The following is a 20,137-nucleotide window of genomic DNA, read 5'->3' on the forward strand; positions in this document are numbered from 1 at the left end:
GTCCGCATCTGCGGCCTCGGCACCATCTGCGATTATTTATGGCCGCCAACCCCGAGCTACAAGCCCTCATTTCTGCCCTGCCCCACAAGCCCGGCGTGTACAAGTACTTCGACGACGAGGGCATTATTTACGTGGGCAAGGCCATCGACCTGCGCAAGCGAGTGAGCAGCTACTTCACCAAGCAGGACCACAACAAGAAAACCCAGCAGTTGGTCCGCAACATCAAGCGCCTCGAATTCACCATCGTGGATTCGGAATCCGACGCGTTTCTGCTCGAAAACAACCTCATCAAGCAGCACCAGCCCAAGTACAACATCCTGCTGAAGGACGGCAAGACCTACCCCTACCTCTGCCTCACCAACGAGCGGTTCCCACGCCTCATCCCCACCCGCAACAAGGTGAACGACGGCTCGCGCTACTACGGCCCCTACGCCAACGGCACCGCCTTGAACGTGCTGTTGGAACTCATCCGGGCCTTGTATCCGCTCCGCACCTGCAACTTCAACCTCAGCCCGGCCAACGTGGCGGCCGGCAAGTTCAAGGTGTGCCTGGAATACCACCTCGGCAATTGCAAGGGTCCTTGCGAGAATCACGAGGACGAAGCCCTGTACAGCGGCTACATCCAGCAAATCCGCAACATTCTCAACGGCGACCTGCGCGTGCCCAAGCAGTACTTCCGCGACCAGATGACGGCCGCCGCCCAGGACATGCAGTACGAGCTGGCCCACCAGTTCAAGGTCAAGCTCGACAAGATTGAGGCCTTTCAGACGAAGAGCACCATCGTGTCGGCCACGCTCACCAACATCGACGTCTTCGCCATCGCCAGCAACGAGAAATCGGCGTTCATCACCTACCTCAAGGTGATGAACGGCTCCATCATCCTCACCCAGAGCCTGGAAGTGCAGAAGAAGCTGGACGAGGAAGACGCCGAAATCCTGGCCCCGCTCGTGATGCAATTGCGGCAGGAATTCGAGAGCGAGTCGCGCGAAATCCTCGCCAACGTAGCGCTGGAGCTGCCCTTGCCCGGCGTCACCGTCGCGGTGCCCCAAATCGGCGATAAGCGCAAGCTGCTGGAGCTGGCTTTGAAAAACGTGCTCTACGCCCGCAAGGAGAAGGAAAGCATGAACGACCGCAGCAAGGACCTTAACGAGGTACGCATCATGGAAACCATCAAGAAGGACCTGCGCCTCACCGAGCTGCCCAAGCACATCGAGTGCTTCGACAACTCCAACTTTCAGGGCGACAACCCCGTGGCGGCCATGGTGTGCTTCCGCAACGCCAAGGCCAGCAAAAAGGACTACCGCCACTACCACATCAAAACCGTCATCGGCCCCAACGACTTCGACTCGATGTACGAAGTGGTGCACCGCCGCTACCGCCGCCTGGTCGACGAGGGCGCCAGCCTGCCCCAGCTCGTCATCGTCGACGGCGGCAAGGGCCAGCTCACCATGGCCGTCAAGGCCCTGAAAGACCTCAATCTGTGGGGCCAGATGGCCGTCATCGGCATCGCCAAGCGCCTCGAAGAAATCTACGTGCCCAACGACCCCCTGCCGCTCTACATCGACAAAAAGAGCGAATCCCTGCGCCTCTTCCAGCGGATGCGCGACGAGGTGCACCGCTTCGGCATCACCTTCCACCGCTCGCGGCGCGACGCCGGCACCCTCAAAACCGAGCTAACCGATGTGAAAGGCCTCGGCCCGGTCACGGCCGATAAGCTGCTCAACAAGTTCAAGTCCGTTAAGAAAATCCGGGAGCTCACCGAGGTCGAGTTGATTGCCGAAGTTGGCAAGGCCAAGGCCCGGGTTTTGCAGAACTACTTTGCTCAGAACGAGGCGCCGTCCCACCCCCAACCCGCGCAGTAATTTCCGGGCAACAAAAAAGCCACCGCAGCAATGCGGTGGCTTTTTTGTGTAAAAAACTCAGGCTGTTAAAAGCTCCACAGGTTGTACTCGTATTCAATTAGGTCGGCCGCGGTTTGCTGGGCGGCCAAAATGCCTTGCTGCGCCCCGCCGTAGATGTCGTCCAACCGGCTGTCGCCCGCGTTCGATACTTTGGTGATGTAGGAGTTGAACAGCCACAGCTCGAAAGCATCGGCCAGGTTCTTGTGCTGCGCGTCGTTCTCAGCGTTGAACCAGATGGCGTTTTGCGGATTATTGCGAAACACCTTCACCAGGTCACTGTATTTGAACGTGCCGATAGGCTTCTCGATGCCCGAAATGTTGGCAGCCAGCGTCGAGGGCACCAATAGCTGAATGGATTTGATGTCGTGGTACATTCTCGACCGTTTCTTGTCGAAAATCATGTCCTCTTTTATCTCCATCTCATACAAGTCCTTGTAGCGGTACTCGTTGGCCAGCGATTTCGGCGCTACGACGGGCGCAGCGGCCGCGGCCACCATAATCGTCCGACCCTTTTTGTCCTTCATCGGCTTGCCGGCAGCATCCAATTTGGCTACCTTCTTCACGGCCGCTTTTTTGGGAGCCGGCGCCCCCCAGCCATCGTCGCTACCACCGCCCAAGTCCTTTTCGCTGAAACCTGCCGCCTTTTCGTCGGCGCTCAGTTCTACCTTCTCGTCGGCGTACGACATATTGCCGGCTACTTCCTGCGGGTTGAACGTGGATGTCAGCGAATCGTTTTTATAAGCCTGCAGTTCGCCGCGCTTCACCGCTTCGAGGATAATACGGCTAATTTCCTTGCCCTCCGAAAACATTGGCTTGTTCTGCTTCTCGCGCAGGTCCACCTGCCGCCAGATGCTCTTGCGAAACATTTGGTCGGAAGGCGGGATTGGCCGGTGCGAGCCCGTGCTGCTCGCCGTGGTGGCTTGCTCCTGAGCCGCCGCCGTCAGCGTCAGCGACAAACCTGCCGCGATTGCGGCCAACGTGTGAATGGATTTCATAACGGGCAAAAGCAAATTGATTTTAAGATAGTTCGCTAACGTAGCCGGGGCCACAGATATTACAACAGGGGCACGTTGAATTGCTTGGATACGTTAACGGGCTCCACGTTGCCTTGAAAGTTCTGGCGCTGCACTTCCTTCACTTCCACGTACAGGCGGTCACCTTCGCGGTAGGCGTTCACCACGTCGCTCAGGTTAGCCTCCGGGCCATTGATGGTCCTGGTAGGGATAGCCGGGCGCTTGCCGCGCACCAGCGTCACCTCGTAGCGCGACACGCGGTAGCGGGCATCGTCCGGCAAGAAAGTGGCAAAGCCCGCATCGGGAATGGCTCGCAGCGTCATCGAGCGCACGGCAGTACCGGGAGTACCCTGCTTTTCGTTGACTGGCCGGCCACCTACGAAGGCTTCAATCGTCGGCTTGGGAATGGGGCGCACCTGGAAAGTCTGCGAGCCGATGGCATTGCCGCCGCTGCTCACGTTGAGCGTTACCTCTTTGGAGTTGGGCACCAATGTCACGTCGCCCAGCTTAGCGCCTTGCAGCACCGAAGCGCCTGAGGCGGAGAAGCCCGGCTTGTACTGCGCGCCCAAAGCGGGTACCGACACATTTAGCTTGTTGCCGCACTTGAAATACAGCGCTTGCACCGAAGCCGACTGAATCTGCATCACCGGCTTGGTGATGGTGTAGGGCACTTTCACTTGGAAAGTAGTGTCGCGGCCGTTCTGGTTGAAGCGAATGGTGCCGTTCCAGGAAGCTTTGGCGTTGCCGGAAGCATCGAAGCTGCCCGGGCGAGCGGTAAACTCAATCTTGCCGTGACCATCCGGCCCCACCGACAGCGGCGAGCCGTTCAGAGTCATCCGCGGGCTGATGCTGGTGGCCGAAGCCGTCAGGAACAGTTCAGCTTTGTACTTGGTCCCGGCTGCCACCGTGTTAGATTCCGCGCTGGCGAAGGCCCCGATTTTGTCGAACACAATCGTCTTGGCGCCTACTTTTTCAGCCTGCTTCTTCAACGCTTCCGCTTCGTATTCCAGGATTTCGGTTTCTTTCTGCGAGATAGTGGCCAAGGCCGCCACCACCGGGGTGTTCTCGAAGTTCAGCTCCGCGAAGTTTTTGGTCTTTTGCGATACTTCCGTTACCCGCTTGTCCTCCTTACCATCCAGCGCCAGTTGGCCGGCTTCGGGTACGTACCGTTTGATGTAATCAGCGTACTCGTTGAGTTTGGGCTTGAGCCCCGTGTAAGCCACGCCGTTTTTCTTGCCGCCCAGCATGGTGATGGCCACTTTGTCCTCGCCGCTCATGTTCACAATTTCCGGCCCGGTGTTCTCGGTGGCCTTCAGCAATTGCTGCCGAATGTCCCGCAGGTAGGTAATCATGTCCTTCGTCTTGGCGCGGATTTCCTCGCTCTGCACCAGCACGGCTTTGTCGCGGGCTTGGTTTTGGTTTTTTACCACCGCCGCCTGAATGCCCTTAATCGTGCCATCGGCCGCGGCCGAGGTTTTGCCGTTGACGCCCAGAAGGCTGTCGTCGATAAACTTGAACTTCAGCAGAATGGCCGAGTTCACTTGGAGCGCCAGAAGAGCCGTTAGCACGAGGTACATCATGCCAATCATCTTCTGCCGCGGGGTTTCTTTTCCGCCTGCCATTATCTGTTTCCTCTAAAAGTAGATGAAGAACTAACTGATTTGCTGCCCGCTGGCAGCTAGGCCTGGGCCGGAGCGCGCATGGCGTTCAGCATGTTGCCGTACACCCGGTTGAGCGACGTCAGGTTGCCCGTCAGGTCGGCCACCTGCTTCTGGAACTGCTCGGTGTCCTTGCCAGCCTGGGTCATGTTCTCCATGGCGTGGCTGAGGGTGCCGTAGAACTGGTTCATGGACTTCAGGTGCGTGTTGGCGTCCTGCAATTCCATCTCGTACACCGCGTTCAACGCGCCCAGGTTTTTGGTCACGTTCTGCACCTGCATGTGGTATTCCTTGGCGTCGGCGGTAGCGCCCGACATGGCCGTAATGGCTTCCACCGTGTTGCCGTAGGCCACGTTGATTTTGTCGAGCGAGTCGGCGGCCGAGCGCACCTTCTTGGTGTACTCGTCGGTCACGTTAGCGGCTTCGCCCAACTGCGACATTTGCGAGGTAGTGGTGCTGAGGCGGTTCAACCCCTGGCCCAAATTGGTGAGGGCTTCGGGAGTGACGTTGGCGTTCTTCAGCATATCGTCCAGTTTCATCGTCAACCCTTTGGCGTTGTTATCGGGCAGCTTGTTACCGGTTGAAGGGTCATAGCCTTCGTTCAGCTCCGGGTAAACCAGGGCCCAATCGGGCTCGTGTGACTGTGGCTGGAAGGCGCTAAGGGCAAAAATGACAGCTTCGGTACCCAAACCAATGATTAGCATCGTATCCGCACCAGCCCAGTGCTCAATCTTGAATAGGGCACCAATAATTACTACTGCCGCACCAAGGCCGTAGATTTTGGGCATCAGTGTGTCGTAGAGAAAACTTCTGTTAGCTGCCATGATAGTTTAACCGTTGAAAGGGATTGAAGAAGGTGTTGAAGGGGAAGTGGTTGAAAAGATGGCGTCAGCCGTTTGGTGTGCTAATCACAGGGAGCTGTTGGAACCCATGCCAATTTGAATCATCGAGCACCGGAAGCCGATGTAGGAACGGGCCGAATCCTGGTATTCAAAGTTGCGGCTACCGGTTTCAAGGAAGTAGGCAATATCTTTCCACGAACCGCCGCGCACCACTTTGCGCGGCTCATTGTCGTCGGGGTTGGTGGGGTTCAAATCCCACACCACGGGCACCGAGGCTTCCATGTAGGCGTCGTCGCACCATTCCGACACGTTGCCGGCCATGTCATACAGGCCGAAGTCGTTGGGGAAGAAAGAACCCACTTCGGAGGTGTAGGCGAATCCGTCGGAAACGTAGTCGCCCCGGCCGGGCTTGAAATTAGCCAGCATGCACCCCTTGCTGTTGCGCAAGTAGGGGCCGCCCCAAGGATAAGTAGCCAAGTCGCGGCCACCGCGGGCGGCGTACTCCCACTCGGCCTCGGAGGGCAGGCGGAAGTTCGGGTCATTGGCGTAGCCGGTTTCTTCGCGGGCGGCGTTCCGAAACTTGGTGCGCCAGTTGCAGAAATACTTGGCGGCAAACCAGTCAACGCCCACCACGGGGTATTCGTCGAAGGCCGGGTGGGTGTAGTAGTACTCCAGCAGCGGGTCGCCCATGTGATAGGTGAAGTCCCGCACCCAGACCGTGGTGTCCGGGTACAGTTCCGTCATCACGTATTCCTCTCCCAACACATCCAAGGAATCCTGTTTGATGGCGTCGACGAACTGGCGGTATTCATTATTGGTAATTTCCGTCTCGTCCATGTAAAAGCCGGCGATAGTCACCTGCTTGTTCATGTTCACCATCGACGCGGAAATATCCTGGTCGGTCTGGCCCATATGAAACGTGCCGCCGGGGCAGGGCACCATGCCCAACGGAACCTCCTGCGGGTTAAAAATAGGGCGGTCATTGGCGCCAACCAATTCGCCCTGAGGGCCTTTGCCAAAGCCACACCCGCCTAATAATGCCCCGGAAATAGCGAAAAGGGATATTGCTAGAAGCTTGTTCATGAGAGTTAGAAATTCTGATTAATTGCCGATACCGCTAAAATCCATTTAGATGGGCTGGCAAATCTACACTTTTTTGGGATGCTGTGCAATACCTCACTTTCCCTGCACGCGACTAAATTCAGGATAAACACGCTGAATAGCGCAAATAACTCGGTTAATCCGTTTAAAGGCTCAAGAGGCCGACTAAAATTTATCCTAACTTAACGGTAACAAGGCGACCCAATAGGCTGAATAAGAAAATAGGAAAATTAGAAGCTGTAGCGCGGCGTACGAATTGCCGGCCGGACAACTAGGCCCGGCTTGGGCAAGCGGTAGGAGAGCATGATTTCGTGCGAGCTGAGGGCCCGCGCGGCTTGGTCGAAAGCAATGAAGTCAAACGCGTAGCCTAAGCGAACGGCGTTGTCCTTGGAAATGCTCAAACCGAGTAATCCCGAGAAGGATTCTTCGTGTCGGTAATTGACGCCCGCCCAATATTTATCATCAATAGTGGCACGAACGCCGCCTTCAAAAGAGTAGTTCTTCGGGTTGTCAAATTTAGTTCTGCTGGAGTAATCGCCTGGCAAAACGGTTTTGACCAACACCATGGGCGTGACCACAACGGAAGCAGTGGCGTCAATATTATATCCCGCCGTGAAGTAGGCGTGGTTTTCGGCCAGGTACCGACTTGGGGTGCCCTCGGTACCGCCGCTCTTGAACGAATACTCGGAGCGGACCAGATTGTTGAGGCTCAACCCCGCGTAGAACTTCGGGGCCTCGTACCAAACCCCAGCGCCGATATCAAACTTGTTGTCGGAAGCATCTTTCGGCACGTTCAAGTCGTTGGGGTCGATGGCGATGTAAGTACCTTTGCCCAAGTAGGTGTAAATGCCTTGAATGCCCAGCCCCAGCTTGCCCGGCCCCAGCTTGATGTGCTGCGAATACGAAAGCGCTGCGTTGGTCATTTTGGCCTGAGCCGCTTGGTCGTAGTACACGGCCAAGCCCACTCCGCCGCTGATGGCCAAGATGGGCAGCGAAACCGTGACGAGGCCCGTGCGAGGGGAGCCCGCGTTGCCATCGTAGCTGCCGTTGTAATTCAAGTACTGATAGCGCCCGATGAGATTTACTTCCCCCTGGCCCTTGATGCCGGCATAAGCCGGGTTCAAAGACATTGCATTTAAGCCGTAATGAGTGAACTGGGGTTGCTGCTGGGCAACGGCCGAGCCCGCCGCAGCCACGAGCAGCAGGGTCGCAAGGAACGTTCCTTTCATGGGGCGGGGCGGGGAGAGGGCGGGTAGTGCGGGGCGAAAAGGAGAACGGCTTCCAAATGTAAGGCAAAAACTCTCTCCAAAAAATTCACCCAAAAAACCCGGCGCCGTGGGGGTTGCACCGGCTTTCGAACCCTCAAACAGCCGCGGCGCTAGCTGTTGGGCTTGGCATTTTTGGCGCTGGCCTTGCTCACTTCCGCCTGGGCGTGGTGGCGGATGTAAGCTTCAATTGCGCCCGTCATCGACGGTGCGTTGGGGTGCGGCGCTTCAATGTCCAGAATCAGGTTGGCGTCGGTAACGGCCTTGGCGGTGGTGGGGCCAAAAGCAGCAATGCGGGTGCCGTCCTGCACAAAATCGGGAAAGTTGATGAAGAGTGAGCTGATGCCCGAGGGGCTAAAAAACGCAATGCAGTCGTATTTCACATCCGACAAATCGGAGAGGTCGCTGGCCACGGTGCGGTAGATAACAGCCTCCGAAAACTTGAGGTTGTTGGCCCGCATAAATACCGGCAGGTCGTCCTTCCGAATATCAGAGCAGGGGTACAAAAATTTCTCCCCCTTGTGCTTTTTGATAACGTCAAACAGGTCCGCCGCAGTTCGCTCGCCAACAAAAAGTTTGCGCTTGCGCAACACGATGTATTTCTGGAGGTAATTGGCCGTTTGCTCCGAAATGCAGAAGTACTTCATTTCGGCTGGCATCTCCAGCTTGGCTTCCTGACAGATGCGGAAGAAGTGGTCGACAGCGTTTCGGCTGGTAAAGATGACCGCCGTATACTCTACTATATTTATTTTTTCGCGCCTAAAGTCCTTGTAGGATACGGGCTGCACATCAATGAACTCCCGAAAATCCACCTTGATGCCGTATTTTTCGGCGATGGCGAAGTAAGGAGAGACGTCGTTGGTCGGCTTGGGCTGGGTAACCAGGATGCTACTGATGCGCTTGGCATGCCGGCCTGTGCCCGGCTTATCTGCACTCTCGGCCATACAGGAAGGAAGGGGTAATGCTAGGACAATAAAGAGGAGAAAATAAACAAAAGCGAACAGCGTGGCAGAGCCAATCAGTACGTGAAGACCACCAGTTTGAGTAAAATTAGCAAGGGCAGTACTTCAGTGGCGCAAAGGTAGGCAAACAAATGTAGATTCAGGAGGGAGGCGTGGTGATGCACCGTGCGGGCCACGCGCAGCACGGTGCCGGCCAGCACAATGCCAACGGCGGCATTGGCCGCCCAGGCCACGGGGCGCGGAAAACCACCGTTGAGGCTAAGGTAGAGCAGGAGCACCAGGGGCAAAAACAAGCCGGCCAGGAGCGTGGTGCGCAAGAACTCCCGGTACTGAATGTTGACGAGTCCCTGCAAACCAAAAATGTAGGCCAAAATCCGCACGTACAGGTACTTGCCAAAGACAAACATGGTGATGATAGCGGTGTAAAGGAGCACGCGGGCGACGATGGCAGTTTCGGGCACGTCGAAAAAGCGGCGCAGCAGGGGCAGGTTTTGCAGGTCGGGGTGCAAGGCGGTGAGCAGCAGCCCAAACGACAAGGCAAAGAGCAGCACCAGCAGCAGGTTGAGCAGCGAAAAAGCGGGTTTGGTCAAAAAAGCTTGCTGGTCGCTGCCGTTGCCGAACAGCTCGTCAATCTGAAAAATGCGCGCCAGCCCGGGCTGATAAGTGGTGCGTACGGCGCCGTACGACAGGCCGAGCACCAGCAGAAAGCCGAGGTACACGTTTTGGCCTTGGGGGCTGGGCAGCCGGGGCTGGGCCCGGCCGGCTTGGGTGCCGGGCTGGCCGGGCCCGGCGCTGCTGACCGGTACGCCCACGAACGAGGCCAGTGCCGGTGAGCCGTCGGGCTGCCACACGGCCAGCAAATGGGTGCCGGCCGGCAACTGGGGGGGCAGCAGTTGCGCGAGGTCCAGCGAATACGTGGTGGCCGTGCGGGCCGTGAACACGAGTTGATTGTCGAGAAATAGGCTCAGACCCGGCTGCGCAGCAAAGGACAACGGGAATGGCTGGTTGCGACTCACTTGCACCCACTGGTAGTACGCGTGGGCCGGCTGGTGGTAGCCCGGCAAGTAAAAGATGAGGCGGTTGCGGGCCGCATCGTGAATGAGCCAGTCGGGGGCTAGGGCCGTGGGCGGCGCGGGCGGCAGCTGGCGGTACTCGCTGGCGTGGGCAGCACACCACGCCCACGCCAGCCCCAGCAGCAGGCTTAACCTGAGCAGCCCCGGACGCGACGAGCTTATGGGCACCATTGAAACGATTAGCTGTTGCTTTCGACCGCCTGCAACTCCTGCAGCTGGCGCCGGGATATGCGGCTTTGGTACACGCCGAAGAAAATGCTCAGCAAGGCCGAGAAGCTGGCCAGAGCCGCGATGAGGATGGTGTTGCCAAGGGCCGCGAAGCGGATGACGAACAGAATGACCAGCACGTTGAGCAGTCCCAACAGCAGCACGGTGCTGATTTGCTGGAAGCCCATGGCCAGAATGCGGTGGTGAATGTGGTTTTTGTCCGGCGAGAAGGGCGAACGACCGGCCACCATCCGCAGCGAGAACACCCGAATGGTATCGAACAGGGGCACGAACAGAATGCCCACGGCCACCGATGGCGACGACGAGCCAAAGGGCTGCCCCGCCCGCAGCCCCATCTCGATGAACTGAATGGCCAGGACCGAAACAATGAAGCCGCACACCAAAGAGCCCGTATCACCCATAAAGATGGGCGCCCGGTGAAAATTGTACCGCAGGAATCCCAGCAAGCCCCCGATGAGGCAGATGGCCACGTAGGCGAAATTGCCGTAGCTGGCCCCGCCGTACCGGTAGAAATAATACCCAAACGTGCCGCTGATAATCAGCACGATGGTGCCGGCCAGGCCGTCGAGCCCGTCGATGAGGTTGATGGCGTTGGTAATGCCCACGATGACGGCCAGGGTGAAGGCGTAGCTGATGCCAATCGGCAGGACTCCGACGCCCAGGATGCCTTGAAAGCTGGTGATGCGCACGTCGGCCATTATCATCACGATGCCGGTGGCCAGCAGCTGGCCCACGAATTTCTTGGAAACGGACATGCCCACCAAGTCGTCCTTCAAGCCCACGAAGAACAGGATGATGCAGCCGGCCAGCAGTTCCTTGGCCCCGTTCTGGAGTGGGGCGAAAATGGTGAGGGCCGACATGAAGCCCGCGAAGATGGCCACTCCCCCCAGGCGCGGGGTCAGCGACTGGTGCACGGTGCGCCCGTTGGGCGTATCGAGCATGTTCTTGAGATGGGCAATGTAGATGATGGATGGCACGGCAAAGAGCGATACCAGCAAGGCCCACATCCACGACAGCCCCAGGGGAATATCAAGATGATTCATAAGTACAACGCCGAGGTGAGCAGAAACGCAGACCGGTAGGAAAAGGCACGGGGAGCAGCAGCACGAATAGGGTGATAAACTAATGTAACCGGTGACCGGACTCAGCTGTGCAGCACGCCCACCCGGTCGAGCAGCCCGATGTGCGTGAAGTTGTCCGGAACAATGGAATCGGGCACGAAAATGTATTTTTTATCAAAAATCTGCGCGCCGCGGTAGTAGCTCACCCAGTACTGGTTGCTGAGGTAGAACAGGGCCGAATCGATGGGTTCGACGGGCACGGCGGTGCGCGGCGGCACTTCCTCGAACAGGTAGCGCAGGGTGGAGGTACGCACCTTCTCGCCGTCTTCCTGCAGGCCGTAGCCGTACGCGTTGACGATGACGTTGCTGAGCGGAAAGGTATTGTGGTTGAGGAGGTACACTTGCCAGATGGTCCGGCCTTCGGGCGTCAGGGCCTGGTCGTCGGGAATGACGGCGACGGAAACCCCCTCTACTTGGTCAAAAGAAATGTCTTGCTTCACAAAATCGGGGGTTGAACGGGTTCTACGAATTTTACGACCGGCGGGGCTTTAAAAAGTGGGCAAATCCGGGAAAGCACCTGCCCCCGCACTACTGGCCCCCAGCAACGCCAGGAGGTGCGGCAGTAACTGCTCCTGCACTGCGGCCACCGACACCACTGCGGCGGTGCCCAACTCTTGGGCCAGGGAGGTCACGGCTTTGTCGGGGATGCCGCAGGGCACGATGTGCCCGAAGTAGGCCAGGTCCGGGGCCACGTTCAGGGCGAAGCCATGGAGCGTGACCCAACGGCTGCACTTCACGCCGAGCGCGCAGATTTTGCGCGGGTTGGGCGCGCCGGCTTCCCAGTTGAGCCACACGCCGGTGAGGCCGGCAATGCGCCCGGCGTTGAGGCCGTACCCGGCCAGCGTGCGAATGACGGCTTCCTCCAGCGTGCGCAGGTACCAGTGAATGTCGGGCCGGAAATTGTCGAGGTCGAGGATTGGGTAGCCCACCAGCTGGCCGGGGCCGTGGTAGGTGATGTCGCCGCCGCGGTTGACGCGGTGGAAGCTGGCGCCGTGGGCGGCCAGGGCGGCCTCGTTGAGCAGCAAATGCTCGGGCTTGCCGCTCTTGCCCAGGGTGTAGGTGTGCGGGTGCTCACAGAGCAGCAGGTGGTTGGGCGTCGGAACCAGGGCGCCGCCGGTGGTTTCGGCCTGGCGGTTCTGGGTTTTAAGGGTCAGCGTGGCGGCCATTAATTCCTCCTGCAACTGCCAGGTGGGCACGTACTCGACCAGGCCCAGGCGCTGCACGCGCAGCGTGCGGTTGGGAGCAGCGCGGGCGGGGTCGTTGGGGCGAAGGGCGTCGAGCAGTTGCGGCGCGAACTGGTCTACGGAGGAGGCCATGGAGAGGGGCTGATTTAAACGGGACGCAAAGGTACTAAGCACCGCAAGCTTTGGCTTCCGGTGGTCCGGCAGCGGCCCGGGGTTCGCCAGTCGCTAGCTTGCGGGCCCACCCCCGCCGGTTTGTCTGGCGGGGGTGCTTTTTCTTCGTTCCCAACAAAAATGGCCCACGCGCCCCACGAACTAGGCCAGGCCGGCGAGGCCGCGGCCGCCGACTATTTCCTGGCCCGGGGCTACGAGGTGCTGGCCCGCGGCTACCGCCATGGCCGGGCCGAGGTGGACCTGGTGCTGCGGCGCGGCCCCGAGCTATTAGTGTTCGTCGAAGTCAAGACCCGGTCCTCGGGCCAGTTCGGCGCGCCCGAAACGTTCGTATCGGCGCGCAAGAAAGAACTGTTCCGGCGCGCGGCTACGCACTTGCAGGAAGAGCTGGACTGGCGCGGCGACATCCGCTTCGACATCGTAGCCCTGACCCTGCTCAGCCAGGGTTTCCGCATCGAGCATTTCGAGGATGCTTTTTTTTGAGGTGACGAGGTAATAGGGTGACCCTCTTTTCACTTCATCACCTCATCACCTTCTTTTTCAGCTCCGTCGTTTCGGCGACGCCTTGGGGGCGGCTTTGGGCACGGCACGGTAGGTGGGGCGGCGCTGGCCGGGCCGGTCTTCGGCTTCGGGCTGGCCGCGCTTGTCGATGTTCTTTTCCTTGTCGTAGATGAGGGTGGCGTTGCGGTTGTATTCCCGCACCAGCTCGGGCTCGGCCACTTCGGGGTCGTAGCCCGACTCGGCGTACTGGTACTCGTAGCGGCGGCGGCCCCGGAAGCCCCAGTACTTGTACCACACGCCCACCCGGCGGCCGTTCTCGAACTGGCCGCGCCACTCGGGCTGGCCGTTGATGCCGAACTTGGCGTAGTCGCCCTCCAGCCGGCCGTTCACGTAGGGCACCACTTCGTTGACGAGGCTGCGGTCTTCGCCGTAGTAGCTCACGTTGGCATCGCGCGGGAAACCCATTTCGTAGTGGGTCTTGGTCAGCAGCACCCCGTTTTTGTCGAACCGTTCCCAGCGCAGGTGGCGGGTGCCCAGCGCGTAGTAGCCGGTTTCGAGCACCTTGTTGTTTTGCAGCTTCTTGTAAGGACCGTGCAGAATCTTAAGCGCGGGCGCGTCCTCTTCCACCGCCGCCAGCTTCAGGATTTTGTGTTTCTTGGGGTCGTAATAATAATGCGCCGGGGCGTAGGCGTTGAGCGTCTTCGGGTATTTCAGGAAGTAGAATACCTCGATAATCTGGTTGCGGCCTTTGGGCCCGGTCTTGGCGAAAGCGCGCTTGGTTTTCTCGCCCAGAAAGACGTTTTTCTTCTTCTTTTTGGCTTTGCGCTGCGCCTCTTTGTCGGTTTCCTTGGCGGTGCGCTCCTGCTCCTGGGTCAGCACCACCTTGCGAGCCGTGCTGAGCAGGTTTTTGCCGTGGAGCGTGTCGGCCGTTCGGGTGACCGTGTCGGCGGCCAGCGCGGCGACCAGCGGCTGGTCGGGGGTGCTGTTGAAGGAAACGGTTTTGCGGGTGCAGGCCCACGGCAGCAGCGTGAGCAGCACCAGCGCCAAGCCCAGAAAACGCAACGGCCGCAGCCACAAACGGGAAATACGCATGAATAGCACAGAATATTTTCGCGGCATCAACGCAAAAGTAGAATGGTTTGGTGCCTTTGTTGGGTGATGAAGAAATGAAGAAAAAGTGGGCGCGTCCTGCGGAGCACCGCCGAAGCATTTCTCCCGCGTCGGCGGCGCCTTCCGTTAGGCCGACGGGGGAAGCGTTTTCTCCTCGCCGAACGAGCTGTAGCGTCACCACCAGATATTTCGCTGCGCGGACACCGGATGAGCACGACCGGCAAGTGGAATCAGTCGTACGGGCGAGCTGCTTCGGCAGGCGGACGCCAAATGAGCACGACGTTCTTTTATTTGCGCTTACCCCCTGCCCATGACGCTCCGCACCAAATTCCTGCTCTTCGTTGTCATCATTCACGCCGTGCTCATTGCGCTGGCGGCCCAACTGCGCACTACCAATCCGGTGCTATTCATCGCGTCCGAAGTCCTTTTGTTAATCAGCATCGTGCTCACGGCGCAGCTGTTTCGCGGGTTTGTGCGGCCCTTGCAGCTCATCGCGGCGGGCACGGCAGCCATGCAGGCCAAGGACTTCTCCATGAAGTTCGTGCCCGTGGGCCAGCGCGAGATGGACCAACTCATCCACGTGTACAACCAAATGATTGCCGAGCTGCGGCGCGAGCGGGTGAGCCAGCACGAGAAGAGCTTCCTGCTCGAACGCCTCATTCAGGCCTCGCCGGCCGGCATCCTCGTGCTGGATTTTGAAGGGCGAATCGAAAGCGTGAACCCCGCGGCCGGGCGGTTCCTGGGCCAGCCCGTGGCCGCGCTGCTCGGTCAGGAACCAGCGGCGCTGCCCGGCGCCTGGGGGCCGGCCCTGGCCGGCCTCGCCGAAAGCCAGCCGCAGGCCCTGCGCCTCTCGGGCCTGCAAACCTACCGGGCCCACGCCGCGCACTTTTTGGACCGGGGCTTCACCCGCCGCTTCATCATGCTGGAGGAGTTGACCCAGGAGCTCATCAAGCAGGAAAAGCAGGCCTACGAGCAGCTGATTCGGATGATGTCGCACGAAATCAACAATTCCATCGGCGCCATCAACTCCATCCTGCACAGCTTCCACCACTACGCCCCGCAGCTGGCCGCGGCCGACCAACCCGATTTCACCCAGGCTCTCGACGTGAGCATTGCCCGCAATACCCAGCTGGCCAACTTCATCGCCAACTTCGCCCACCTCGTGCGGCTGCCCCCGCCCACGCTCCAGCCCACCGACCTGCACGCGCTGCTGCGCGGCATCTGCCGGTTGCTCCAGCCCCAGAGCGCGGCCCGCCGCATAACCTGGCACTTGGAGCTGCCCGCCGCCCCGCTCGTGCTGCACCTGGACGCCCAGCAACTGGAGCAAGCCCTGCTCAACATTGCCAAGAATGCCCTCGAAGCCATCGGCCAGGAGGGTAACGTGTGGGTGCGCACCACCGCCCGGCCGCCCACGGTCGTCATCGAAAACGACGGCCCCGGCCTGAGTGCCGAGGTCAGCCAGCGGCTGTTCACGCCGTTTTTCAGCACCAAGCGCGACGGCCAGGGCATCGGCCTCACGCTGGTGCGCGACATCCTGTTGGCCCACGGCTTCGCGTTTCAACTGCGCACGGAACCGAGCGGACGCACCGCATTCAGCATTGAATTGGCTTAAAGCGGTTCTCCGGTTCGTGGCTGTAGGGTGCGGGCTTGTCTAAGCCCATCCGTTGCACAGCTCGGGATTGCATCGTCCAACGACGGGCGGGGGCAAGCCCCGCACCCTACAGCCACGAACCGGAGAACAACTTAAGAACTGCTGTAAGTCCGGCTCCCCTCTCCGCGGGAGAGGGGCTGGGGGTGAGGTTTCCCGGCTGCACCGTAAGTAGTGTATTTAAAGATGGCCTTAAAAATCTGGGTCAAAATTGATTCTATGAGGTAGGAAAAATCAATATTAACCTAAAATCAAAAAGGGTTATTGAAAGAAAAGCGTAAATTGGTAGCCGTATGACTGCTAAAACTACACTTGCCATGACCCGCAAACAATCCTTGGCCATAAGCTGCCTGAGCGCGCTGTTACTGCTGGCCCTCGCGGCCGCCCTGCTGCCCCAGGACCACCCCGATGCCAAGTCCAATGTTTTCGTCGCGGCCGACCTGGCCTGGATGCTCACGGCCTCGGGGCTGGTGCTGTTCATGGTGCCGGGCCTGGCGTTTTTTTACGGGGGCATGGTGAGCAAGCGCAGCGTGATTTCCACCATGCTGCAGAGCTTCATCGCGCTGGGCGTGATATCGGTGCTGTGGTACGTGGTGGGTTTCTCGTTGGCGTTTGGCGACAGCATCGGGGGCGTGATTGGCAATCCGCTCACGTTTTTCATGTTCAACCACGTGGGCACGGCCGCGCATTCCAAGCTGGCCACCAACCTGCCGCTGGTCCTGTTCGCGGCCTTCCAGCTCAAGTTCGCCATCATCACGCCGGCCCTCATCAGCGGGGCTTTCGCCGAGCGGATTCGGTTCTGGGGCTACCTGCTGTTCATGTGCCTGTTCAGCCTGCTCATCTACTGCCCGCTGGCCCATTGGACCTGGCACCCCGACGGCTTCCTGTTCAAGTGGGGCGTCATGGATTTTGCGGGCGGCACGGTGGTGCACATCTCGGCGGGTTTCGCGGCGCTGGCGGGCGCGCTGGCGCTGGGCCGGCGCGAGGCCCACAAGGCCGGGCAGCAGCACGTGCCCGTCAATATTCCGTTTGTGCTGCTGGGCACGGGGCTGCTGTGGTTCGGCTGGTTTGGGTTCAACGCGGGCTCGGCCCTGGCCGCCAATACCGTGGCGGTGCAGGCATTTTTCACCACGCACATGGCCTCGGCGGCGGCCATGCTCACCTGGATGCTGATTGAAGCCGTGCGCGGGCAGCGGCCTTCGGCGGTGGGCGCGGCGGTGGGCGCGGTGGTGGGGCTGGTGGCCATCACGCCGGCGGCGGGCTACGTGAGCTACGGCCCGGCGCTGTTCATCGGGGTGAGCGCGGCGGCCATCAGCGCCTGGGCCGTGGCCCTGAAAAACCGCACCACGCTGGACGACACGCTGGACGTATTTCCCTGCCACGGCGTGGGCGGCATCGTAGGCATGGTGATGACGGCCATCTTCGCCCAGCAGGGCGGGCTGATTACCGGCTCGGCCACGCTGCTCTGGCACCATCTGGCCGCGCTGGTATTCATCTCGGCTTTCACCTTCGGCGGCTCGTTCCTGCTCTACAAGCTCACCAACCTACTGATTCCCATTCGGGTGAATGCCCGCCACGAAGCCGCCGGGCTCGACATGAGCCAGCACGGCGAAACCGTGCTAGCCCTGGCCGGCTAACGCGGACGCTGCGCTTAATGAGGAATGAGGAATGAGCAACAGGAACGTCATGCTGAGCTTGCCGAAGCATCTCGCGTGGGGAAGTAATTCAATCGTTCAACGAAGCGAGCGAGATGCTTCGCTCTGCATGACGTTCCTGTTGCTCATTCCTCATTCCTCATTAAGCGCAGCGTCCACGTCAGCTCCCCAGTACGAACACCGTGGGAATCTTGTGTAGCTCCGGGGCCGGCAGGCGGCGCCAGTCCGCCACCGCCAGGGTCTTGATGAACTCGCCGGCGCCCGTTACGTCGGCGGCCACGCAGAGGCGGGTGCCGGGCTGCAGGTGGGCCAGCAAGTCGGCGAATAATGCTCCGTTGCGGTAGGGCGTTTCGATGAACAGCTGCGACTGCTGCCGCTGCTGGGCCTCGCGCTCCAGGGTTTTGATGGCGGCCACCCGCGGGGCTTTTTCAATGGGCAAGTAGCCGTGGAAGGCAAATTGCTGGCCGTTGAGCCCGGACGCCATCAGGGCCAGCAGCAAGGACGACGGGCCCACCAGCGGCACCACCCGCAGGCCCAGCCGGTGGGCCTCGCGCACCAGCGCGGCACCCGGGTCGGCAATGCCGGGGCAGCCGGCTTCGCTCAGGATGCCCGCGTCGAGGCCTTCTTTCAGCAAGGGCGCCAGGGCGGCGCGCACCTCGGCATCGGTGCTGTCCTTGTCGATGACCGTGAAGCGAATGTCCTCAATGACGCGGTGCGGGGCGACACTCTTCACTAAGCGCCGGGCCGTGCGGGCATTTTCTGCCAAAAAGTAGGAGAGGGCGGCCACGGCGGCCACCACCTGCGGCGGCAGCACCTGGGGGGCCGTGTCGTCGGCCAGCGGCGTAGGAATCAGGTATAGGGTGGCGGGCATGGGCGGCGGCAGGAAAGAGCCCGCAAAGGAACGGCACGGCAGGCGGCCCAACCGGAAACAGACCGGTGCGTAGAAACGTCCTCGTCTCACCGCCCGCCGCTCATGCCCGATTCCTCACGCTCCAGCCGCCTGCCGCTTTACGTTTCGCTGGCCATCATTGCCCCGCTGGTGGGCGCCTACTTCCTGTGGCCCGCGTTTCAGGCCGGCGTGCAGGAGGGCTGGGCCGTGCTCCGCACCGGCGACCAGGCCCGGGTAGCGGTTTGGGTCAAGCAGTTCGGCTACTGGGGCCCCGTGCTGGTCATCGTCACGATGGTGGCCCAGATGTTCTTGATTGTCATTAATAACGCCCTGCTGATACTGGTGGCGGTACTGGCCTACGGGCCGTGGTGGGGCTCATTGCTGGCCTGGGCGGGCGTGCTCACGGCTTCCAGCGTGGGCTACGGGCTGGGCCGCGCCCTGGGCCAGCCCGTGGTGCAGCGCCTGCTGGGCGAGAAGAGCGAGCGCAAGGTCAACGACTTTGTGGAGCGGTACGGCCTGGGTGCCGTGGCCGCCGCTCGCCTCACGCCGGTGGTGTCGAACGACGCCATCAGCTTCGTGGCGGGCTCGGCGCGCATGGGCTACTGGCGGTTCATCGGCGTGACGGCCGTGGCCATTGTGCCGCTCATTGCGCTGCTGGCGTATCTGGGCCAGGACAGCCAGCGCCTGAAAACCGGCCTGCTCTGGGTGTCGGGCGCGGGGCTGCTGCTGTTCGGCGGCTACGTGTGGTGGAGCAAGACCCACAAAAAGCCCAGCCCGGCAGCAGCCGAAAAACCAGTGCCGCAGCGCAGCGCCTGAAGCGTCTCTCGTTTTCTCAGCAGTTGTTTGCGGTAGTTATTGGTGGCATGAGAACGGGGTAGAGACGCATACTGGCGGCTCGGTCGTGGGCGCAGGTCGGTCAGTTCTGTTCAATTGATGGTTAGCGGCGCCAACGGCGAGACGCGAATATGCGTCTCGACACCAACCAATTGCTGACGCAAACAGCTGCTTAGACCGCGCGCCCGACTCCGGCCTACTGCTGGGCGAAGGCCCGCACCATTTGAAATATTTCCTCGGGTTTTTCGGCGTGCACCCAGTGGCCGGCGTCCACCACCGTGGCCACTTCGGAATTCGGAAATAGCGCCGGGATGCCGTGCAGCTTGTCTTCGGTCGAGATGTAGTCCGAGTTGCCGCCCCGGATGAACAGCGCCGGCTTCCCAAACGGCGTTGCGCTCTCCGTGGCTTCGCCGATGGCCGGTAGCTGGGCCGCCAGCACGTCGAGGTTGATGCGCCAGGCGAAGGCGTTGTTCTCCGTGCGGTACAGGTTTTTCAGCAGAAACTGCCGGGTGCCTAGGTTGCGGACGTGCGGGGCCAGGGCTGCGTCGGCTTCCTGCCGGTTGCCGATGGCGGCCAAGTCCACGGCGTGCAGGCCGGCCAGCACGTCGTCCTGGTGGCGCATGTCGGAGAAGCGCGGGGCAATGTCCACGACAATGAGCCGGGCCAGACGCGCGGGGTGGTCGAGGGCCAGGCGCATGGCCACTTTGCCGCCCATGCTGTGGCCGAGCAGCGTGGTGTCGGCCCCCAGCTGCAGGTGGTCGAACAGGGCCAGCACGTCCTGCACCATCAGCTCATACGTGTGCGCGGGGCTGTGAAACGAGCGGCCGTGGTTGCGCAAGTCCACGCTCACCACGCGCAGGCCGGCTTCGGTGGCCCAGCGCCGGGCCAGGGTCTGCCAGTTGTCGAGCGTGCCAAACAGGCCGTGGAGGATGACCAGGGGCCGGCCCTGGCCCTGGTCGAGGTGGTGAAGCAAAGGCATGGGGC

General features: G+C 60.6%; 18 protein-coding genes. 5 read left to right on the forward strand and 13 right to left on the reverse strand.

All coding sequences use genetic code 11. The annotated features are described in order from the left end of the window. The first annotated feature begins 38 nt into the window (after positions 1-38). Positions 39-1,862, forward strand: a complete 1,824-nt coding sequence (gene uvrC, locus RMO51_RS17690; RefSeq protein ID WP_310396855.1) for an excinuclease ABC subunit UvrC — start codon at positions 39-41, stop codon at positions 1,860-1,862. A gap of 65 nt (positions 1,863-1,927) precedes the next feature. Here the strand turns inward: uvrC and gldN are convergent, their stop codons facing one another. The 10 genes from gldN to lipB all read right to left on the reverse strand — a co-directional run bounded on the left by gldN (position 1,928) and on the right by lipB (position 12,480). Beyond that, complete coding sequence (gldN, locus tag RMO51_RS17695; RefSeq protein ID WP_310396856.1) at positions 1,928-2,896, reverse strand: gliding motility protein GldN; 969 nt, start codon at positions 2,894-2,896, stop codon at positions 1,928-1,930. A 59-nt stretch (positions 2,897-2,955) separates the two neighbouring features. Beyond that, positions 2,956-4,536, reverse strand: a complete 1,581-nt coding sequence (gene gldM / locus RMO51_RS17700) for a gliding motility protein GldM (RefSeq protein ID WP_310396858.1) — start codon at positions 4,534-4,536, stop codon at positions 2,956-2,958. A 56-nt stretch (positions 4,537-4,592) separates the two neighbouring features. Continuing rightward, the gene (gene gldL / locus RMO51_RS17705) at positions 4,593-5,396 is read right to left on the reverse strand and encodes a gliding motility protein GldL (protein ID WP_310396860.1); all 804 of its coding nucleotides are present in this window, start codon (positions 5,394-5,396) and stop codon (positions 4,593-4,595) included. Between the two features lie 84 nt (positions 5,397-5,480). Then, positions 5,481-6,497, reverse strand: coding sequence for an SUMF1/EgtB/PvdO family nonheme iron enzyme (locus RMO51_RS17710; protein WP_310396861.1), 1,017 nt, complete (start codon positions 6,495-6,497; stop codon positions 5,481-5,483). A 248-nt stretch (positions 6,498-6,745) separates the two neighbouring features. Next, on the reverse strand, positions 6,746-7,744 hold the full coding sequence (locus tag RMO51_RS17715) for a PorP/SprF family type IX secretion system membrane protein (RefSeq protein WP_310396863.1): 999 nt from the start codon (positions 7,742-7,744) through the stop codon (positions 6,746-6,748). Between the two features lie 149 nt (positions 7,745-7,893). Next, positions 7,894-8,724 (reverse strand): uroporphyrinogen-III synthase, encoded by an 831-nt coding sequence (locus RMO51_RS17720; protein WP_310396864.1) that lies wholly within the window; start codon positions 8,722-8,724, stop codon positions 7,894-7,896. 74 nt (positions 8,725-8,798) lie between these two features. Further along, on the reverse strand, positions 8,799-9,986 hold the full coding sequence (locus RMO51_RS17725; protein WP_310396866.1) for a DUF4271 domain-containing protein: 1,188 nt from the start codon (positions 9,984-9,986) through the stop codon (positions 8,799-8,801). Positions 9,987-9,994: 8 nt separating this feature from the next. Further along, entirely contained in the window at positions 9,995-11,086 is a 1,092-nt protein-coding gene (locus RMO51_RS17730) for an MraY family glycosyltransferase (protein WP_310396867.1), read from the reverse strand. Positions 11,087-11,187: 101 nt separating this feature from the next. After that, positions 11,188-11,604, reverse strand: a complete 417-nt coding sequence (locus tag RMO51_RS17735) for a hypothetical protein (protein WP_310396870.1) — start codon at positions 11,602-11,604, stop codon at positions 11,188-11,190. A gap of 48 nt (positions 11,605-11,652) precedes the next feature. After that, positions 11,653-12,480: a lipoyl(octanoyl) transferase LipB gene (gene lipB, locus RMO51_RS17740; RefSeq protein WP_310396871.1), complete on the reverse strand. Its 828-nt coding sequence runs from the start codon at positions 12,478-12,480 to the stop codon at positions 11,653-11,655. 159 nt (positions 12,481-12,639) lie between these two features. Between lipB and RMO51_RS17745 the strand changes: the two genes are divergently transcribed. Continuing rightward, positions 12,640-12,999 (forward strand): YraN family protein, encoded by a 360-nt coding sequence (locus RMO51_RS17745; protein WP_310396873.1) that lies wholly within the window; start codon positions 12,640-12,642, stop codon positions 12,997-12,999. A 57-nt stretch (positions 13,000-13,056) separates the two neighbouring features. Here RMO51_RS17745 and RMO51_RS17750 read toward each other — a convergent pair whose 3' ends face one another. Then, the gene (locus tag RMO51_RS17750; RefSeq protein WP_310396874.1) at positions 13,057-14,109 is read right to left on the reverse strand and encodes a hypothetical protein; all 1,053 of its coding nucleotides are present in this window, start codon (positions 14,107-14,109) and stop codon (positions 13,057-13,059) included. 328 nt (positions 14,110-14,437) lie between these two features. Between RMO51_RS17750 and RMO51_RS17755 the strand changes: the two genes are divergently transcribed. Both RMO51_RS17755 and RMO51_RS17760 read left to right on the forward strand, forming a co-directional pair. Next, positions 14,438-15,739, forward strand: coding sequence for an ATP-binding protein (locus RMO51_RS17755; RefSeq protein WP_310396876.1), 1,302 nt, complete (start codon positions 14,438-14,440; stop codon positions 15,737-15,739). A 353-nt stretch (positions 15,740-16,092) separates the two neighbouring features. Further along, positions 16,093-17,412 carry an ammonium transporter gene (locus tag RMO51_RS17760; protein WP_310396878.1) on the forward strand — a complete coding sequence of 440 codons (1,320 nt, stop codon included), beginning with the start codon at positions 16,093-16,095 and terminating at the stop codon, positions 17,410-17,412. 178 nt (positions 17,413-17,590) lie between these two features. Here RMO51_RS17760 and RMO51_RS17765 read toward each other — a convergent pair whose 3' ends face one another. Then, the gene (locus RMO51_RS17765) at positions 17,591-18,301 is read right to left on the reverse strand and encodes an SAM-dependent methyltransferase (protein ID WP_310396879.1); all 711 of its coding nucleotides are present in this window, start codon (positions 18,299-18,301) and stop codon (positions 17,591-17,593) included. Between the two features lie 102 nt (positions 18,302-18,403). Between RMO51_RS17765 and RMO51_RS17770 the strand changes: the two genes are divergently transcribed. After that, positions 18,404-19,135: a TVP38/TMEM64 family protein gene (locus tag RMO51_RS17770; protein ID WP_310396881.1), complete on the forward strand. Its 732-nt coding sequence runs from the start codon at positions 18,404-18,406 to the stop codon at positions 19,133-19,135. A gap of 214 nt (positions 19,136-19,349) precedes the next feature. Here the strand turns inward: RMO51_RS17770 and RMO51_RS17775 are convergent, their stop codons facing one another. Further along, entirely contained in the window at positions 19,350-20,132 is a 783-nt protein-coding gene (locus tag RMO51_RS17775; RefSeq protein ID WP_310396883.1) for an alpha/beta fold hydrolase, read from the reverse strand. Between the last annotated feature and the right edge of the window lie 5 nt (positions 20,133-20,137).

The sequence above is a fragment of the Hymenobacter sp. genome (assembly GCF_031398885.1).
In the GTDB taxonomy this organism is placed as follows: Bacteria; Bacteroidota; Bacteroidia; order Cytophagales; family Hymenobacteraceae; genus Hymenobacter.

Excerpts from the sequence above, each read along its gene's own strand:
- uvrC (WP_310396855.1), top strand. The coding sequence starts at position 39 with ATGGCCGCCAACCCCGAGCTACAAGCCCTCATTTCTGCCCTGCCCCAC.
- gldN (WP_310396856.1), bottom strand. The coding sequence starts at position 2,896 with ATGAAATCCATTCACACGTTGGCCGCAATCGCGGCAGGTTTGTCGCTG.
- gldM (WP_310396858.1), bottom strand. The coding sequence starts at position 4,536 with ATGGCAGGCGGAAAAGAAACCCCGCGGCAGAAGATGATTGGCATGATG.
- gldL (WP_310396860.1), bottom strand. The coding sequence starts at position 5,396 with ATGGCAGCTAACAGAAGTTTTCTCTACGACACACTGATGCCCAAAATC.
- RMO51_RS17710 (WP_310396861.1), bottom strand. The coding sequence starts at position 6,497 with ATGAACAAGCTTCTAGCAATATCCCTTTTCGCTATTTCCGGGGCATTA.
- RMO51_RS17715 (WP_310396863.1), bottom strand. The coding sequence starts at position 7,744 with ATGAAAGGAACGTTCCTTGCGACCCTGCTGCTCGTGGCTGCGGCGGGC.
- RMO51_RS17720 (WP_310396864.1), bottom strand. The coding sequence starts at position 8,724 with ATGGCCGAGAGTGCAGATAAGCCGGGCACAGGCCGGCATGCCAAGCGC.
- RMO51_RS17725 (WP_310396866.1), bottom strand. The coding sequence starts at position 9,986 with ATGGTGCCCATAAGCTCGTCGCGTCCGGGGCTGCTCAGGTTAAGCCTG.
- RMO51_RS17730 (WP_310396867.1), bottom strand. The coding sequence starts at position 11,086 with ATGAATCATCTTGATATTCCCCTGGGGCTGTCGTGGATGTGGGCCTTG.
- lipB (WP_310396871.1), bottom strand. The coding sequence starts at position 12,480 with ATGGCCTCCTCCGTAGACCAGTTCGCGCCGCAACTGCTCGACGCCCTT.
- RMO51_RS17745 (WP_310396873.1), top strand. The coding sequence starts at position 12,640 with ATGGCCCACGCGCCCCACGAACTAGGCCAGGCCGGCGAGGCCGCGGCC.
- RMO51_RS17750 (WP_310396874.1), bottom strand. The coding sequence starts at position 14,109 with ATGCGTATTTCCCGTTTGTGGCTGCGGCCGTTGCGTTTTCTGGGCTTG.
- RMO51_RS17755 (WP_310396876.1), top strand. The coding sequence starts at position 14,438 with ATGACGCTCCGCACCAAATTCCTGCTCTTCGTTGTCATCATTCACGCC.
- RMO51_RS17760 (WP_310396878.1), top strand. The coding sequence starts at position 16,093 with ATGACCCGCAAACAATCCTTGGCCATAAGCTGCCTGAGCGCGCTGTTA.
- RMO51_RS17765 (WP_310396879.1), bottom strand. The coding sequence starts at position 18,301 with ATGCCCGCCACCCTATACCTGATTCCTACGCCGCTGGCCGACGACACG.
- RMO51_RS17770 (WP_310396881.1), top strand. The coding sequence starts at position 18,404 with ATGCCCGATTCCTCACGCTCCAGCCGCCTGCCGCTTTACGTTTCGCTG.
- RMO51_RS17775 (WP_310396883.1), bottom strand. The coding sequence starts at position 20,132 with ATGCCTTTGCTTCACCACCTCGACCAGGGCCAGGGCCGGCCCCTGGTC.